The sequence below is a fragment of the Streptomyces formicae genome (assembly GCF_002556545.1).
In the GTDB taxonomy this organism is placed as follows: Bacteria; Actinomycetota; Actinomycetes; order Streptomycetales; family Streptomycetaceae; genus Streptomyces; species Streptomyces formicae_A.
On the sequence record NZ_CP022685.1, the window covers coordinates 3,205,922 to 3,222,953 of the forward strand.

At 71.5% G+C, this 17,032-nt stretch carries 15 protein-coding genes; 6 read left to right on the forward strand and 9 right to left on the reverse strand.

What is annotated here, in order from left to right; all coding sequences use genetic code 11:
- Positions 1–9 precede the first annotated feature (9 nt).
- The 8 genes from rodA to folC form a co-directional block, all read right to left on the reverse strand.
- On the reverse strand, positions 10–1,203 hold the full coding sequence (gene rodA, locus KY5_RS13705) for a rod shape-determining protein RodA (RefSeq protein ID WP_098242511.1): 1,194 nt from the start codon (positions 1,201–1,203) through the stop codon (positions 10–12).
- Complete coding sequence (gene mrdA, locus KY5_RS13710) at positions 1,203–3,377, reverse strand: penicillin-binding protein 2 (RefSeq protein ID WP_098242512.1); 2,175 nt, start codon at positions 3,375–3,377, stop codon at positions 1,203–1,205. Before mrdA ends, rodA begins: the two co-directional genes overlap by 1 nt.
- 76 nt (positions 3,378–3,453) lie before the next feature.
- On the reverse strand, positions 3,454–4,125 hold the full coding sequence (gene mreD / locus KY5_RS13715; protein WP_098242513.1) for a rod shape-determining protein MreD: 672 nt from the start codon (positions 4,123–4,125) through the stop codon (positions 3,454–3,456).
- A 12-nt stretch (positions 4,126–4,137) separates the two neighbouring features.
- The gene (gene mreC / locus KY5_RS13720) at positions 4,138–5,091 is read right to left on the reverse strand and encodes a rod shape-determining protein MreC (RefSeq protein ID WP_098242514.1); all 954 of its coding nucleotides are present in this window, start codon (positions 5,089–5,091) and stop codon (positions 4,138–4,140) included.
- A 171-nt stretch (positions 5,092–5,262) separates the two neighbouring features.
- On the reverse strand, positions 5,263–6,282 hold the full coding sequence (locus KY5_RS13725) for a rod shape-determining protein (RefSeq protein WP_030362602.1): 1,020 nt from the start codon (positions 6,280–6,282) through the stop codon (positions 5,263–5,265).
- Between the two features lie 303 nt (positions 6,283–6,585).
- Positions 6,586–6,999, reverse strand: a complete 414-nt coding sequence (gene ndk, locus KY5_RS13730; protein WP_098242515.1) for a nucleoside-diphosphate kinase — start codon at positions 6,997–6,999, stop codon at positions 6,586–6,588.
- Between the two features lie 140 nt (positions 7,000–7,139).
- Positions 7,140–7,484: a DUF4233 domain-containing protein gene (locus tag KY5_RS13735; protein WP_098242516.1), complete on the reverse strand. Its 345-nt coding sequence runs from the start codon at positions 7,482–7,484 to the stop codon at positions 7,140–7,142.
- 5 nt (positions 7,485–7,489) lie between these two features.
- Entirely contained in the window at positions 7,490–9,022 is a 1,533-nt protein-coding gene (gene folC / locus KY5_RS13740; protein ID WP_098247235.1) for a bifunctional tetrahydrofolate synthase/dihydrofolate synthase, read from the reverse strand.
- 144 nt (positions 9,023–9,166) lie between these two features.
- Between folC and KY5_RS13745 the strand changes: the two genes are divergently transcribed.
- Positions 9,167–10,183: a rod shape-determining protein gene (locus KY5_RS13745; protein ID WP_098242517.1), complete on the forward strand. Its 1,017-nt coding sequence runs from the start codon at positions 9,167–9,169 to the stop codon at positions 10,181–10,183.
- Between the two features lie 246 nt (positions 10,184–10,429).
- Here the strand turns inward: KY5_RS13745 and KY5_RS13750 are convergent, their stop codons facing one another.
- The gene (locus KY5_RS13750) at positions 10,430–11,590 is read right to left on the reverse strand and encodes a sensor histidine kinase (protein WP_098247236.1); all 1,161 of its coding nucleotides are present in this window, start codon (positions 11,588–11,590) and stop codon (positions 10,430–10,432) included.
- A 159-nt stretch (positions 11,591–11,749) separates the two neighbouring features.
- Between KY5_RS13750 and KY5_RS13755 the strand changes: the two genes are divergently transcribed.
- The 5 genes from KY5_RS13755 (at position 11,750) to KY5_RS13775 (ending at position 16,988) form a co-directional block, all read left to right on the forward strand.
- On the forward strand, positions 11,750–12,388 hold the full coding sequence (locus KY5_RS13755) for a hypothetical protein (RefSeq protein ID WP_199843067.1): 639 nt from the start codon (positions 11,750–11,752) through the stop codon (positions 12,386–12,388).
- Positions 12,389–12,397: 9 nt separating this feature from the next.
- Positions 12,398–13,534 (forward strand): sensor histidine kinase, encoded by a 1,137-nt coding sequence (locus KY5_RS13760; protein WP_159072524.1) that lies wholly within the window; start codon positions 12,398–12,400, stop codon positions 13,532–13,534.
- Complete coding sequence (locus KY5_RS13765) at positions 13,531–14,217, forward strand: response regulator transcription factor (RefSeq protein WP_098242519.1); 687 nt, start codon at positions 13,531–13,533, stop codon at positions 14,215–14,217. Before KY5_RS13760 ends, KY5_RS13765 begins: the two co-directional genes overlap by 4 nt.
- Positions 14,218–14,440: 223 nt before the next feature.
- Complete coding sequence (gene wecB / locus KY5_RS13770; RefSeq protein WP_234362721.1) at positions 14,441–15,604, forward strand: non-hydrolyzing UDP-N-acetylglucosamine 2-epimerase; 1,164 nt, start codon at positions 14,441–14,443, stop codon at positions 15,602–15,604.
- A 34-nt stretch (positions 15,605–15,638) separates the two neighbouring features.
- Positions 15,639–16,988 carry a glycosyltransferase family 2 protein gene (locus tag KY5_RS13775; RefSeq protein ID WP_098242521.1) on the forward strand — a complete coding sequence of 450 codons (1,350 nt, stop codon included), beginning with the start codon at positions 15,639–15,641 and terminating at the stop codon, positions 16,986–16,988.
- The last annotated feature ends 44 nt before the right edge of the window (positions 16,989–17,032 follow it).

The following is a 17,032-nucleotide window of genomic DNA, read 5'->3' on the forward strand; positions in this document are numbered from 1 at the left end:
GGAAGGGCGCTACGCCGACATCGGCCGTTGCACCTTGATCGACTGGAGCAGTCCGACGGCCACCCAGACCGCGAACATCGACGTGCCTCCGTACGACACGAAGGGCAGCGGAAGGCCCGCGACCGGCATGATGCCGAGCGTCATGCCGATGTTCTCGAAGGCCTGGAAGGCGAACCAGGCGATGATCCCCGCGGCGACGATCGTGCCGTAGAGCTCGGTGGTCTCGCGCGCGATGCGGCAGGCGCGCCACAGGACGACGCCGAGCAGGAGCAGGATGGCGCCCGCGCCGACGAAGCCGAGTTCCTCGCCCGCGACCGTGAAGACGAAGTCCGTCTGCTGCTCGGGGACGAACTGTCCGGTGGTCTGGGAGCCGTGGGTGAGGCCGGTGCCGGTGAGGCCGCCCGAGCCGATCGCGATGCGGGCCTGGTTGGTGTTGTAGCCGACGCCCGCGGGGTCGAGCGCGGGGTTGGCGAAGGCGGCGAAGCGGGCGATCTGGTAGTCGTCGAGGACGCCGAGCTGCCATATGGCGACGCCACCCGCGACGCCCGCGCCGAGCAGGCCGAAGACCCAGCGGTTGGAGGCGCCGGAGGCGAGCAGGACGCCGAGCACGATCATCGCCATCACCATGACCGAGCCGAGGTCGGGCATCAGCATGACGATCATGACGGGGACGGCGGCGAGGCCCAGGGCCTGGACGACCGTGCGGTGGTCGGGGTGTTCCCTGTCGCCCGCGTCGACCCGGGCGGCGAGCAGCATCGCCATGCCCAGGATGATCGTGATCTTGCAGAACTCGGACGGCTGGAGCGACTGGCCCGCGATCACGATCCACGCGTGGGCGCCGTTGATGGTCGCGCCGAGCGGGGTCAGGACCAGCAGGACGAGGAAGACCGAGACGCCGTAGAGGATCGGCACGGCGGTGCGCAGGGTGCGGTGGCCGAGCCAGACCGTGCCCACCATCAGGGCGAGGCCGATGCCGACGTTGATGACGTGCTTGATCAGGAAGGCGTACGGGTCGTCGCCGACCAGCTCGGTGCGGTTGCGGGTCGCGGAGTAGACGAGCGCGGCGCCGATCGCGGAGAGCGCGAGGGCGGCGAGCAGCATGGGCCAGTCGAGCCGGCGCACTATCGAGTCGCGGGCGAGCAGCCGCGACATGTTGGAGCGTTCGGGTCCGTATCCGGAGACGGAGAAGCCACTGCCGGTCATCAGTCCCGCCTCCAGTTGTTCGGGGCGCCGGCCAGTTCCTGCTGTCCGGCCGGGGGCTTGGGGGCCTCGGGCTTGTACGGCTTGAGCTTGGGCGAGTCGATGGAGCCGTCGGTCTCGATCTTCGGCAGGTCCTTCTGCGGCTGGGGCAGGAGCGCCTTCTTCAGGTCCTGCTTGCCGCTGTCGTCCAGGCCATAGATCGCGTCGTAGATCTTGCGGACGGCGGGTCCCGAGGCGCCGGAACCCGTACCGCCCTGGGAGATCGTCATGATGATCGAGTAGTCCTTGGTGTACGTCGCGAACCACGAGGTGGTCTGCTTGCCGTAGACCTCGGCGGTACCGGTCTTGGCGTGCATCGGGATCTTGTCCTGGGGCCAGCCGCCGAAGCGCCAGGCGGCGGTGCCGCGGGTCGCGACGTCCGCGAGGGCACCGTCTATGTCCTTGTGCAGCGCGGCGTTCATCGGCAGCCTGCCGTGCGACTTGGGCGCGATCTCCTGGACCTGCTTGCCGTCGGCGCTGATGATCGCCTTGCCGACGGTGGGGTTGTAGAGCGTGCCGCCGTTGCCGATGGCCGAGTAGATGGTGGCCATCTGGATCGGGGTGACGAGGGTGTCGCCCTGGCCGATCGAGTAGTTGACCGAGTCACCGGCGCGCATCTTCATGCCTTCGAGGCAGTTCTCGTACGCGATGCGCTCGGTGTAGTCGCCGCTCTTCTTGCCCTGCTTGCACCAGCCGTCCTTGTTGGCCTTCCAGTAGTCCTTCTTCCACTGGCGGTCCGGGACGCGTCCTGTGACCTCGTTGGGCAGGTCGATGCCGGTCTCCTTGCCGAGGCCGAACTGGTGGGCGGTCTTGTAGAACCAGTCCTTGGCGTCCTTCTTCGGCTTGTTGCCGCCGTCCTTGGCCCACTGGTCGTGCGAGAGCTTGTAGAAGACGGTGTCGCAGGAGACCTCGAGTGCCTGGCCGAGGGTGATGTTGCCGTGGCCCTTGGACTCGAAGTTCTTGAAGGTCTGGCCGCCGATCGAGTACGAACTGGGGCAGGGATAGCGCCCGTTGAACTCGTAGCCCGCGTTGACCGCGGCGGTCGTCGGGATGACCTTGAAGATCGAGCCCGGTGCGGCCTGGCCCTGGATCGCGCGGTTCAGGAGCGGGTAGTTCGACTTCTTGCCGGTGAGCCTGGCGTAGTCCTTGCCGGAGATGCCGCCGACCCAGGCGTTCGGGTCGTACGCCGGGTTGGACGCCATGGAGACGATCCGTCCGGTCTTGTTCTCCATGACGACGACGGCGCCCGCGTCGGCCTTGTAGTTCTCGCCGGTGTTCTTGTCGAACTCGTGGCGGGCCTTCTTCATGGCGTCGTTGAGCCAGTACTCGGAGACGGCCTGCACGCGCGCGTCGATGCTGGTGACCACGTTCGCGCCGGGCTCGGCCTTGTCGGACTTGGCCTTGCCGATGACGCGGCCGAGGTTGTCCACCTCGTAGCGGGTGACGCCCGCCTTGCCGCGCAGCTGCTTGTCGTACGTGCGCTCAAGGCCGGAGCGGCCCACCTGGTCGGAGCGGAGGTAGGGCGAGTCGCTGTCCTTGGCCTTGTTGATCTCGTCGTCGGTGACCGGGGAGAGGTAGCCGAGGACCTGCGCGGTGTTGGACTTGCCGGGGGCGGCGTAGCGGCGCACGGCGGTGGGTTCGGCGGTGATGCCGGGGAAGTCCTCGGAGCGCTCGCGGATCTGCAGGGCCTGCTTGGGCGTGGCCTCGTCGGTGATCGGGATCGGCTGGTAGGGCGAGCCGTTCCAGCAGGGCTGAGGGGTCTTGGCGTCGCAGAGGCGGACCTTGTCGCCGACGTCCTTGGGGCTCATGCCGAGCACGTCGGCGAGCTTGGCGAGGACCGCCTTGCCGTCGTCCTTCATCTTCATCAGGTCCGTGCGGGACGCGGAGACGACGAGGCGGGTCTGGTTGTCGGCGATCGGCACGCCGCGCGCGTCCAGGATCGAGCCGCGCACGGCGGGCTGGACGACCTGCTGGACGTGGTTGCCCGACGCTTCCTTGGCGTACTCCTCGCCGTTGCGGATCTGGAGGTACCAGAGGCGCCCGCCGAGGGTGAGCAGAAGGGATACGACGAGGATCTGGATGACGACGAGCCGGATCTGGACCCGTGGGGTCCGGCCGGTCTCCGGAATGTTGGTCACTTCTCCCCTCCCCTGGTGTGGGCCATGCCCGGTCCCCCGGTGCGATCGGCGGTGCGGTCGGCGAAGTGCTGCGACCTCACAGGCGCTTGACCCCCTTGATGCGTCCGGCGCGTGCGACGCGTGCCTTGGCCGCCTTGGCCCGCAGGCCGCCGCGCTGGTTGCCGATGCGCAGTCCGGTGCCGGAGGAGAGCCAGCCCGCGGAGACGTCGGCGGCCTTGTTGGCCGGGGAGCCCTCGCCCAGCGGGTCGTTCTCCGCGCGCCGGGCCAGGGCGATGATCAGCGGCACGGTGAACGGCGCGAGCAGCAGGTCGTAGAGCGCCGCGGTGAAGAGGAGTCCGCCCAGGCCCACGTGGCGGGCCGCGGTGTCGCCGACGAGGGCGCCGACGCCCGCGTAGAGCAGGGTCGAGCCGAGCGCGGCCCCGACGACCACGACGAGCGGGCCGCTCGCGGAGCGCAGCCGTCCGGTCTCGGGCTTGGCCAGGCCCGCGAGGTAGCCGATGACGCAGAGCACGAGCGCGTAGCGCCCTGCCGCGTGGTCGGCGGGCGGTGCCAGGTCGCAGAGCAGTCCGGCGCCGAAGCCGACCAGGGCGCCGCCGACGTGGCCGTAGACCAGGGCGAGGCCGAGGACGGTGAGCAGCACCAGGTCGGGGACCGCGCCGGGCAGTTGGAGTCTGGCCAGGACGCTGACCTGGATGACCAGGGCGACGACGACCAGGGTGGCGGAGAGCAGGATTCGGTTGAAGCGCATGGGTCCGGTCTCCTACTGCTCGTTGCCGTTGTCGGCGCCGTCGCCCTCGGGCTTGCCCGGCGGGGTGGCCGTGACGGTGACCGTCGGGGTCGGCTTGGGCTTGGCGGGCTTGGGCGGCAGGACCGTGTCCCGCGGGTCCTCGCGGGGCGCCTGGACGACGACGCCGACGATGTCGAGCTTGGTGAACCCGACGTACGGCTTCACGTAGACGTTGCGGGTGAGGTCGCCGCCCGAGGGGTCGACGCGGACGACCTCGCCGACGGGCACGCCGGGCACGAACGGCTTGTCCTTCTGCGAGCCGAAGGTGACGAAGCGGTCGCCCTTCTTGACCTTGGCCTTGCCGTTGAGCAGTTGGACGGAGAGCGGTCGGTCGCCCTGTCCGGTGGCGAAGCCGAGCTCGTCGGTCTTCTCCATGCGGGTGCCGACGGTGAAGTCGGGGTCGTTGGCGAGCAGGACGGTCGCGGTGTCGGGGCCGACCGTGGTGACGCGGCCGACGAGGCCCTCGCCGTTCAGGACGGTCATGTCGCGCTTGAGTCCGTCGTTCGCGCCGGCGTCGATGGTGACGGTCCAGGAGAAGCCCTGGGCCGCTCCTATGCCGATGACCTCGGCACCCTTGATGCCGTACTGTCCCGCGCCGGCCTTCTTCAGCATGCTGTCGAGCTGCCGCACGCGGCTGCGGTTGCGGTCGTCGCTGCCGAGCTTCGCCTTCAACGCGGCGTTCTGGCGCTCCAGTTCGGCGATGCGGTCGTGGCGGTCGCCGGAGTCGCGGACCGCGCCGATCGCGTTGCCGACCGGGTCGACGGCGGAGGAGACACCCTCCTCGACCGGGCCGAAGACGGTGGCGGCGGCCTGGCGGGCACCGTCGACCGGTGAGTCCTCGCCGCCGCGGATGTCCACCGTGATCAATGCGAACGCGATGGCTACCAGCAGCACCAGGAGCAGCCGGCTCTCTCGTGTGTCCCTCACGTGCGGCGGCGTGCCTTCCTCAATCGGATTCCGTGGAATCTGCGCGTCCCACGGGGGGTCTGGGGGATCCCTCTGCCTTGCCTCTATATCAACGGTCCGCCGCACGAGGTGGCAGGCACTCGTACGGCGGACCCCTTCCAAGGGTGTTCGCGTCAGGTCATCCGCGCGTGATCATCTGCGCGGCTGGGCGTCGAGCACCTGCTGCAACGCCTCGAACTCCTCGACGCACTTGCCCGAGCCGAGCGCCACGCTGTCCAGCGGGTCCTCGGCGATGTGGATCGGCATGCCCGTCTCCCGGCGCAGTCGCTCGTCGAGGCCGCGCAGCAGAGCGCCGCCCCCGGTGAGAACGATGCCGCGGTCCATCACGTCACCGGAGAGCTCGGGCGGGCACTTGTCGAGGGTCGTCTTGACCGCGTCGACGATGGCGTTGACCGGCTCCTCGATGGCCTTGCGGACCTCGGCGGCGGAGATGACGACGGTCTTGGGCAGCCCGGAGACCAGGTCCCGGCCGCGGATCTCGGTGTGCTCGTCGGCGTCCATGTCGTACGCCGAACCAATGGTGATCTTGATCTGCTCGGCCGTGCGCTCGCCGAGGAGGAGGGAGTACTCCTTCTTGATGTGCTGGATGATCGCGTTGTCCAGCTCGTCGCCCGCGACGCGGATCGACTGTGCCGTGACGATTCCGCCGAGCGAGATGACGGCCACTTCGGTGGTGCCGCCGCCGATGTCCACCACCATGTTGCCCGTGGCCTCGTGGACCGGCAGGCCGGAGCCGATGGCCGCGGCCATGGGCTCCTCGATGATGTGCACCTGGCGCGCGCCGGCCTGCGAGGAGGCCTCGATGACGGCGCGGCGCTCGACTCCCGTGATGCCCGAGGGCACACAGACGACGACGCGCGGGCGGGCGAGGTAACGCCGCTTGTGGATCTTCAGGATGAAGTAGCGGAGCATGCGCTCGGTGATCTCGAAGTCGGCGATGACGCCGTCCTTCAGCGGGCGCACCGCAACGATGTTGCCGGGCGTGCGCCCGATCATCTTCTTCGCTTCGGCGCCGACCGCGAGAATGCCACCGGTGTTGGTGTTGATCGCGACGACGGACGGCTCGTTGAGTACGATCCCCCGACCCCTGACGTACACCAGCGTGTTGGCGGTCCCGAGGTCGACAGCCATGTCACGGCCGATGAACGACATGTTGTTCCCCATGAGGATGCGTCTGGCCTTCCCTAGTGGAGCGTGTAAGGGCTTTTTAGGTAGGCGAGGTGGGTGCTGTGTGGCGGTGGAGGCTTCCATCGTAGTCTCGGCCGCGCTGAGACGGCGCGAGGGTCTTCGCCATTGTCAGCAGATGATGTACCGCCCCGCCCTTGGAGACGTGCCATCGGAGGCACGGGTTCCCCCAATTGGGGTGCATATGCCAAAGGACGGCCGAATTTCATCGGCCGTCCCTGGTCGAGGCGGCGTGTCGCTGACGTGATGTCAGAAGACGATACGAGCTGGTTACGCGAGCCCCGGGAAGAAGATCTTGAGCTCGCGCTCGGCGGACTCCTCGGAGTCCGAGGCGTGGATCAGGTTCTCCCGGACGATGGTGCCGAAGTCGCCGCGGATCGAGCCGGGCGCCGCGGCGATCGGGTCGGTCGGACCCGCGAGCGTGCGCACGCCCTCGATGACCCGCTCACCGTCGACGACGAGGGCGACGACGGGGCCGGACGACATGAAGGCGACCAGCGGCTCGTAGAAAGGCTTGCCCTGGTGCTCGCCGTAGTGCTGCTCCAGGGTCTCCTGGTCCAGCGAACGCAGCTCCAGCGCGGAGATCGTCCAGCCCGCCTTGCGCTCGATCCGGCCGATGATCTCGCCGACCAGACCACGACGAACGGCGTCGGGCTTGAGGAGAACGAGGGTGCGCTGGCTCATGTGCGGCTCCAAGAGGTGTTTTTAAGATCTTTGACGATCACAAGGGATGGGCCGCACGATACCGATGCTCTGTGGGCAATCGTGCCGCAGGGCGGCACGGGTGGGCACAGCCCCGGTGCCGATCAACCAGAACCGTGGCGTCAAGCCGCTTCCGCGGCCTGTGCGGCGAACCTGGCCTTCGCTTCGTCGATCTTGCGCCCGAAGTGGACCGACGCCCACCAGAGGGCGGCGAACACCGCCCCCATGAAGAACATCATCGGCACCACGAACCCGCTCGCGATCAGCGCGATCTGCAGAGCCCAGCCGAGCTGCACCCCGCCGGGCCGGGTGATCACGCCGCACAGCAGCACGCACAGGAGCATCGCGATGCCGCTGACCGTCCAGACCGTGCCCATGGTCAGGTCCGGGTCCTTCATGGCGACCAGACCGGCGAAGCCGATGATGAAGAACTCGCCGATCAGCGTCGAAGCACAGAGCGTACGCACAGGTGTCAGCCCCTTCCCAGGAGCAGCCGGGCCTCGCCGACCGTGATGACGGAGCCGGTGACCAGGACGCCGCCGCCCGCGTACTCGCCCTCTTCCTCGGCGAGGGTGATCGCCGCCTCCAGGGCGTCCGGCAGGCGCGGCTCGACCTGGACGCGGTCGTCGCCGAAGACCTCGACGGCGAGCGCGGCCAGCGTGTCCGCGTCCATCGCGCGGTGGCTGGTGTTCTGCGTGACGACGATCTCGGCGAAGATCGGCTCGAAGGCTTCGAGCAGCCCCTTCATGTCCTTGCCCTCGCTCGCGCCGACCACGCCGATCAGGTTGCTGAAGTCGAAGACCTCGCTGATCGCGGCGGCGGTGGCGCGGGCGCCCGCGGGGTTGTGCGCGGCGTCGAGGACGATGGTCGGCGAGCGGCGCACGACCTCGAGGCGGCCCGGCGACGTCACCGTGGCGAACGCCTTGCGGATGTTCTCGATGTCCAGCGGGCGCGCGTGCTGCGAGCCGATGCCGAAGAACGCCTCGACCGCGGCGAGGGCCACCGCCGCGTTGTGCGCCTGGTGCTCGCCGTGCAGCGGCAGGAAGATCTCCTCGTACTCCCCGCCGAGGCCGCGCAGCGTCAGGAGCTGGCCGCCGACGGCGACCTGACGGGCCACCACGCCGAACTCCAGGCCCTCGCGGGCGACCGTCGCGTCGACCTCGACGGCCTTCTTCAGGAGCACCTGCGCGGCGTCCACCGGCTGCTGGGCCATGATCACCGTCGCGTCCGGCTTGATGATGCCGGACTTCTCGGTGGCGATCTCGCCGGGCGTGGAGCCCAGGCGGTCCGTGTGGTCCAGGTCGATGGGGGTCACGACGGCCACCGAGCCGTCGATCACGTTCGTCGCGTCCCAGCTGCCGCCCATGCCGACCTCGACGACGGCGACGTCCACGGGGGCGTCCGCGAAGGCCGCGTACGCCATGCCCGTGAGCACCTCGAAGAAGGAGAGGCGGTACTCCTGCTGGGAGTCGACCATCTCCACGTACGGCTTGATGTCGTGGTACGTCTCCACGAAGCGCTCGGCCTCGATGGGGGCGCCGTCCAGGCTGATGCGCTCGGTGATCGACTGGACGTGGGGCGAGGTGTAGCGCCCGGTGCGCAGGTCGAAGGCGGCGAACAGGGCCTCGATCATGCGGGCCGTGGACGTCTTGCCGTTCGTCCCCGTGATGTGGATCGAGGGGTACGCGCGCTGGGGCTCGCCGAGCACGTCCATCAGCGCGGCGATGCGGCTGACGGACGGCTCGAGCTTCGTCTCGCCCCAGCGGCCCGCGAGCTCCGTCTCGACCTCGCGCAGCGCCCTGTCCACCTCCGGATCGGTGGGGCGCGCGGGGATGTCTCCCTGCGGCGGGCCCGCCTGGGTGCGCAGGGTGCGGCTGCCCGCCTCGATCACGGCGAGGTCGGGGTCCCGGTCGGTCTCGGCGTCGACGATGCCCTCGAAGGCGTCGTCGGAGTCGGTGGGGTCGGTCGGGTCGCGGTCGTCGTCGCGCGGGGGGAGGTCACTCACGTACGCCAGTCTACGGAGCGGCACCGACACGCGCGGCCCGGACCGCCCCCTCGCGGTCCGGGACCTTCGTCGGGACCTTCGACCCGTCCGATTCGGGACCTTGGTCCCTCCGCTTCGGGGTGCCGTTGGGCAAACTTGGCGATCATGGACATAGGTATCGACCTCGGCACTGCGAACACCCTCCTCTACGTGCGCGGCAAGGGGATCGTGCTCAACGAGCCGTCGGTGGTCGCCGTGCGGGCGGACAAGGGCGGCAAGAGCGGGGTGCTCGCCGTGGGGGCGGAGGCCAAGGAGACCATCGGGCGGACGCCCGGGTCCATCACCGCCATCCGCCCGCTGCGCGACGGCGTGATCAGTGACTACGAAGCCGCCGAGGAGCTGATCCGGCACTTCGTGCGCAAGGCCGTGCCGGGTCGCCGCCCCCGTACGCGCATGGTCGTCTGCGTGCCGAGCGGCGTCACGCCCGTCGAGCGGCGCGCGATCGTGCACGCCTCGCAGCGGGCCGGGGCGCGGGCCGTGCACCTGGTCGAGGAGCCGATGGCGGCGGCGATCGGGGCGGGCCTGCCCGTTGCCGAGCCCCGCGGGTCGATGGTCGTCGACATCGGCGGCGGCACGACGGAGGTCGCGGTGATCTCCCTGGGCGGCATCGTCACGGCCCAGTCGCTGCGGGTGGGCGGCGACCGGCTCGACGCGGCCATCACCGACTTCGTCCGCAAGGAGCACGCGCTGCTCATCGGCGAGCGCACCGCGGAGGACATCAAGGTCGGCATCGGGTCGGCGTGGCCGGTTCCTGGCGAGGACGCCCTGGAGATGCGGACGTTCACCGTGCGGGGCCGGGAGAAGGTGGGCGGGCTGCCGAAGACGCTCGACCTGACGGCGCGTGAGGTGCGGGCCGCGCTCGACGAGCCCGTCGAGCAGATCATCGCGGCCGTGAAGACGACCCTGGAGGAGTGCCCGCCGGAGCTGTCCGGCGACATCATGGAGCACGGGATCGTGCTGACGGGCGGGGGCGCGCTGCTTCCCGGGCTCGATCTGCGGCTGGCCTCCGCGACCGGCATCCCCGTGTTCGTGGCCGAGGATCCGCTGGACAGCGTGGCGATGGGGTGCGGGAAGTGTGTGGAGGACTTCGACGGGTTGGAGCGGGTGATGTCCGCGGCGTGACGCTGCGCTGGCTTGGGCGGTTTCGCGTTGCCGGTGGGTGTGTGCGGGTTCGTCGTGGCTGGTCGCGCCGTTCCCCGCGCCCCCAAACAGCCCAGGCGTGGCCCGGCCCCCCGATCGCCGCGACCCCGACGTGGCCGGTCGCGCAGTTCCCCGCGCCCCCAAACAGCCCAGGCGTGGCCCGGCCCCCCGATCGCCGCACCCCTGACCTACCCGGCCCTGCCCGGACGTTCCGGTGGCAGCCCCGTGTCAGGTCAGGTCGCCCGCGGGGAGGCGGGCCCGGACCTCGTACGTGTCTGCGCGGGGGCCCGCCGAGAACATGCCGCCGACCGCGCGGATCCGCTCCGCCATGCCCGTGGTGCCCGTGCCCGCGGAGATCGGGGCGGAGGTGGGGGCCGTGGCGGGCAGGGCGTTGCGGACCGTGATGGTCAGGTGTCCTTCCGAGATCTCCACGCGGACCGAGACGGGCTGGCCGGGGGCGTGCTTGGCGGCGTTGGTCAGGCACTCCTGGACCACCCGGTGCACCGCCGCCTGCCGCAGCGGTGAGAGGCGGTGGGCCGCGCCGTCGATCAGGAGTTCCACGGGGCTGCCCGCCCGGCCGCTGCGCTCGGCGAGGTCGGGGAGCGCGTCGAGCCCGGGCGTGGGGCTCCCGTCGCAGCCGCGCTGCACGATGATCTCGTTGAGCATGCGGTGCGCGCTGCGCGCCGTCTCCGAGAGTTCCTCGAACCCCTCCTCGAAGGGCCCGTCCGCGGCCCGCCGCGCCAGGACCTGCGAGCGCACGCTGAGCAGCGTCAGTTCGCGCCCGACGAAGTCGTGCACGTCGCGCGCGATGCGGGCGCGCTCCTGCTGGACGGCGTGCAGGGTGTCGGTCTCGGCGCGCTGCGCCTCGAGGGCGTGCACCAGGTCGCGCCGGTTCGCGGCGACGCCGACGCCCGCCGCGAGCACGCCGATCGGGACGACCAGGCTGAGGAACGAGCTGAGCGTGTCGCCCCGGTGCGCGGGCCAGCCGGGCTGGTTGAACATGACGTAGGCGAACGCGACGTACCCGATGACGCCGAGCGCACCCGCACGGCGGCCCCGGTAGCGGCCCAGGGAGTACAGCGCGAACTGCGCGAGCGTCAGCTCGTGCAGCCAGCCCAGGAAGAACAGCGAGACGAGGTACGTCAGCCAGGGAGCCCCGCGCCGCACGAGCAGCGAGGCCGCGCCGACCGCGAGGGCCAGGGCCGCGAGCGGTCCGTTCAGCGAGTTGTCCGCCTCGGCGAGGCCCGGCACGTCCAGGCTCATCAGGGCGAACGCGCTCAGGGCCGTGAGCACGTCGAGCGCGCGGGGTGCCTGCGCCCAGCGCCCCGCGAGGCGACCGGCGGTGGCCGTCGCCTGGCGGATCGCCTGGGCGGCGGGCAGGTTGCGCATGTCTTCCATCATCCAAGGTCTTTCGACCCGTTTCACCGGACCAACGTCCTTGATTTGGTGATTTGCGGCACTGCTCCGCTTTGGCCGGGCATCGCCACAACGGGCGTACGTACGGCGCGGCTGACCGGCCCCGGGCCGCACCGGGGGTCAAATCGGACCATGTGGTATGCCCAGAACTCCGCCAGGCGGACCCATCAGCTCGCCGGTGACGCCGGTGTGCTCCTGTGGACCGCGCTGTGGGCCACCGCCGCGGTCATCGCGTACCGGCTGGCCTGTCTGCTCGCACTCCCCCGCGCCCTCCAGGAGCACAGCAGGCCGCTGCCCCTGATCGGCGGGCGCGCCGACACCGCGCTGCGGCGCGTGGCGGGCTTCGTCGACACGATGGACCCGGTGGCCGTCAGGAGCGCGGTGGCCGTCGGCGCCGTCGCCCTCTTCGTCGTGCCCGTCGCCTTCGTCCTCGTCCTCTGGCTGCCCAGGCGGCTGCGCTGGATCCGGCAGGCGGGCGCCGCGAGGGACCTCGCCACCTGTGACGACGGCCGTGAACTGCTCGCCCTGCGCTCGCTGCTCAGGCCGCTGGACGAGGTCGCCGTGACCGCCTCGGAGATCCCGGACGCGACGCCGGGCAGCCTCGCCTGGGGCTGGCGGCACGGCGACCCGGAGACCCTGGACGCGCTGGCCGCCGCCGAGCTGGAACGGCTCGGGCTCGCCTTCGCCCCACCGCCTCCCGCGGCGCCGTGCCCGCCCGGCCGCCCGGTCCCCGCGCAGGCCGCGGAGACCGTCGCGGACCCGGTCGGATAGGCCGCGTCCGTGCCCCGGAACATGAGGCTGACCTCGCAAGTCGCCGAAGCGCTGCTCATGGCGGTGCCCGAGGGGGCGCTCCTGGTCGGCGCCGACAACCGCGTGGTCGCCGTCAACCAGCAGCTCATCGAGCTGGCACGGCTCCAGGACGTCGACACCTCGCCGGGCGCGCCGATCGAACCGCTCGCCGACGCCGTCGCGGAGCAACTGCCCTCGGGCAGCACCGCCCTGCGCCAGATCAACCAGCGCCACTTTCCCCGGACAGCCGAGTTCCGGTTCCTCGACGGCCGGGTCACGCGGACCAGTCGCAGACCGATCGACGTGGACGGCGAGCACGTCGGCGTCCTCTGGCTGGTCTGGGACGTCACCGACCAGCGCCGCCGCGAGAGCGACCTGCGGCGCCATGTCCACACCCTGGGGGACCTCGCCCGCGAGCGCGCCGAGTTCACCGCCCGCGCCTCGCACGAGCTGCGCACCCCGCTCGCCACGATCCTCAGCTTCTGCGAACTGCTCACGCCGCCGTCGGCAGGGCCGCTGTCCCCCACCCAGAGCACCTACCTGGACACCATCCAGCGCAACGCCCACCGGATGCAGGAGATGGTCGACGGGCTCCTGCACGCCTCGACGCGCGCGGGCGCCCGCGCGGAGACGACGTACGCGCGCGTGGACATGGCACGGCTCCTCGGGCGCCTCACCAGCGAGCTGCTGCCGCGCGCGGAGGCCGCGGGGATCTTCCTGGCCCACGACCACGAGGCGGGGCCGCCCGCCTTCGCCGACCGGGGCCAGCTGGAGAACGCGCTGGCCGCGCTGCTCGACAACGCCGTGAAGTTCACGCCCCGGGGCGGCACCGTCACCGTCTCCGCGCATCCCTACGCCGAGCAGGACGGCAGCGGCTGGGAGATCGCGGTGTCCGACACCGGCATCGGCATCCCCAAGGAGTTCCAGGAAGAGGTCTTCACCGAGTTCGTCCGCGCCCCCAACGCCCGTCGCGGCGGCTACCCGGGCACCGGGCTCGGGCTCTCCACCGTCCGCGACACCGTGCGGCTGCACGGCGGGCAGATCGCCGTGCACGGCGCGGCGGGCGAAGGGACCACCGTGGTGCTCCGGCTCCCCACCAGGAGCCCCGGACCCCCCGGACGCGCATGAGCTGTCTCCTCGTCGTCGAGGACGACCCCGACCTCGGCATCGCGCTGCGCGCCGTCCTGGGCCAGGCCGGGTACGAGACCGTGCTCGCCGACGACGGGCACGCGGCGCTGCGGCTGCTCTTCGCCGAGCGGCCCGCCCTGATGGTCCTCGACCTGATGCTGCCCGGGCTCGACGGCTGGGAGGTCCTGGACCGCACCCGGGACATGACCGACCTGCCGGTCCTCATCCTCTCCGGCCGCACCAGCCCCGCCGAGCGGGTGCGGGGGCTGCGCGCGGGCGCCGACGACTACCTGACCAAGCCCTTCGACTCCCAGGAGCTGCTCGCCCGCGTCGAGGCGCTGCTGCGGCGCAGCAGGCCCGAGCAGTGGCGCGGGGACTACGTGGAGTCGGGCCTGCGGATGGTGCCCGAGCGGCGCTCCGCCGTCTGGCAGGGGCGCGAGATCCGGCTCAGCGACATCGAGTACCGGCTGCTTCAGGTGCTCGTACGCAACCGGGGGCGCGTCGTCACCACCGAGCAGCTGCTCGATCTGGTGTGGGATTCGCCGGACGGGGCGGGGCGGGAGCGGGTGAAGTTCGCGGTGCTTCGGTTGCGGCGGCGCTTGGCGGTGGCCCCCGGGGCCGGGGTGGACGATCCGCTGGAGTCCGTGCGGGGGCTGGGGTATCGGTATCGGGGGCCCCACTAGGCTCTCGCGTTCGGCTGCGGGCCGGTGGGGGCATGTCACGCAGTTCCCCGCGCCCCCAACTACGTACCCCCTGCCAGGACGAAAGTCCCTGCCCAAGGTCCCGAATCCCGCGCCCCGCGCATGTGCAACCGTCGCGCAACCGAATGCGATCCGGGTGCGCAACCATGCCTCCGCACTCTCCAGGACATAAGCCGCTATGTCCCGTTTCCTCTGGAGTGCCCGAGTGTTCACCGCCGCCCCCGCCCACCAGCTCCCCGCCCGCAGCGTCGCCGTCGTGCTCGGCACCCGGCCCGAGCTGGTCAAGCTGGCGCCGCTCGTGCGGCTGCTCGGGGACGCGGCGCGGCTGATCCACACCGGGCAGCACTACGACGACTCCCTCTCGGGGCGCTTCCTCGCCGAGCTCGGGCTGCCCGAGCCCACGCTGCTCGACGGCGTCGGCGGGCAGGCGCGCGCCGTGCAGATCTCCGCCGCGCTGGCCCAGCTCGACGAGGAGTTCGCCGCACGGCCGCCGCGCGCCGTGGTCGTCCAGGGCGACACCAACGCGGCGCTGTCCGGCGCGCTCGCCGCCAACGCCCGTGACATCCCGCTCGTCCACATCGAGGCGGGCCTGCGCAGCCACGACCGCGCGATGCCCGAGGAGCACAACCGCGTCCTGATCGACCAGCTCTCCGACGTGCTGTGCGCCGCCACCGAGGACAACCGCGCCAACCTGCTCGCCGAGTCGATCCCCGCCGAGCGCATCGCCGTCACCGGCAACACCGTCGTGGCCTCCGTCGCCGACGCGCTGCCGGGTCCCACCGCGCGTGCCGCGCTCCTCGACGCGCACGGCCTCACCCCGGACGCGTACGTCCTGGCCACCGTGCACCGCCCCGAGAACACCGACGACCCCGCGGCGCTGCGGTCCGTCCTGACCGAACTGGCCGCGCTCGCCGAGCGGCTGCCCGTGCTCCTCCCGCTGCACCCGCGCACCCGCGCACGCGCCGAGGCCGCCGGGCTCGACGGGCTGCTCGCCCCGCTCACGCTCCTGCCGCCCATCGGGTACGGCGAGTTCCTCGCGCTCGCCCGGCATGCCGCGCTGCTCGTCTCCGACTCCGGCGGCGTCCAGGAGGAGGTCACCGTCCTCGGCCGCCCGCTGGTCGTCGTACGCCGCTCCACCGAGCGCCCCGAGGCCATGGCCGCGGGCTTCGCCGACTTGGTGTCGCCGGGCCCCGAGGTCGGCGAGGCCGCGCGGCGCAGGCTCGACGAGGGCCCCGCCGGGCTGCGCCGCCTCGCCGCCACCCCCAGCCCCTTCGGCGACGCCACGGCATCGGAGCGCGTCGTCGCGCTCCTGACCGACCTGGTGACCCGCGGCACCACGGCCGCCGCCCCGCTCCCCGCAGCGGCCTGACCACCGCCCTCCCGCCACGACGCCCTGGACTGCCATGCTGACGCTCGACCGGCTCCTCTTCCTCTTCCCCTTCGTCCTGCTCGCCTGCTTCCTCCTCTACTGGGCGGGCGCCCGCCACGCCTACCTGCGGCGTCCCGCCCACGAGGCCGGTGACTCCGGGGTCTTCGCATGGCACTTCTTCGTGCCCTGCCGGGACGAGGAGACCGTCGTCGGCGCCACCGTGCACCGGCTGCGCACCGACTTCCCCGCCGCGCACGTGTGGGTCGTCGACGACGCGAGCGAGGACCGCACGGCCTCCGTGGTCGCCGCGCTCGCCGAGGACGACGTCCGCGTCCACCTGGTCTCGCGCCGCCTGCCCGACGCCCGCGTCGGCAAGGGCGCGGCCCTCAACGCCGCCTACGCCGAGCTCGACGACTTCCTGCCCGCCGACACCGACCGCTCCCTGGTCGTCGTGTGCGTCGTGGACGCCGACGGGCACCTCGCCCCCGGCGCCCTCGACGCGGTCAGCGGGCCCGCCGGTTTCGGCGACCCCGAGATGGGCGGCGTGCAGGTCAGCGTGCGGATGCGGAACGTCGAGGAGCCGCGCCCGCTGCCCGAGCGCGGCCGGATCCCCAACGTCCTCGCCCGGCTCCTGGTCCGCATGCAGGACATGGAGTTCGCGGTCTCCAACGCGGGCATGCAGCTCCTGCGCGGCCGCACGGGATCCGTCGGCCTCGGCGGCAACGGCCAGTTCACCCGGCTCACCGCCCTCGACAGGATCGCGGCGGCCGAACGCCGCCCCTGGCAGCGCGACGCGCTCCTGGAGGACTACGAACTGGGCCTGCACATGATCCTGAACGGCTACCGGGTCGGCCACATCGCCGACACGTACGTCTCCCAGGAGGGCCTGCCCCGGGCCCGCCGCTTCCTGACGCAGCGCACCCGCTGGGCACAGGGCAATCTCCAGTGCGTGCGGTACGCGCCGCGCATCGTCGGCTCGCGCCACTACTCGGGACGCGGCGTCGTCGAGACGCTCTACACCTTCATGCAGCCCCTCGCGCACGTCGCCTCGCTCGTGCTCACCGTGCTGCTCGTGGCCGCCCTCGCGCTCGGCCGCGCCCCGCTGGAATCGGCGCTCGGCGTCTGGCCCCTGGTGGTCGTCCTGTGCCTGCTCTCGATCCTGCCGTTCGCGCTGTGGGGCCCGGTCTACCGCAGGGACTTCGCGCCCGAACACTCCTGGCTCAAGGGCCTGTTGTGGGGCTTCGCGCTCTGGCTGTACGCCTACCACGTGTTCGTCGTCGCGACCCGCGGGCTCCTTCGCGTCCTGCGGGGCAGGAACGGCTGGGCCAAGACGCGGCGCAACGCGGAGGCCGTGGGCACGGGTCCTGTCGCCACGGAGGCGTAGAACGGTGAAGGCTCCCGGGACCGAAGCACGGTCCCGGGAGCCTT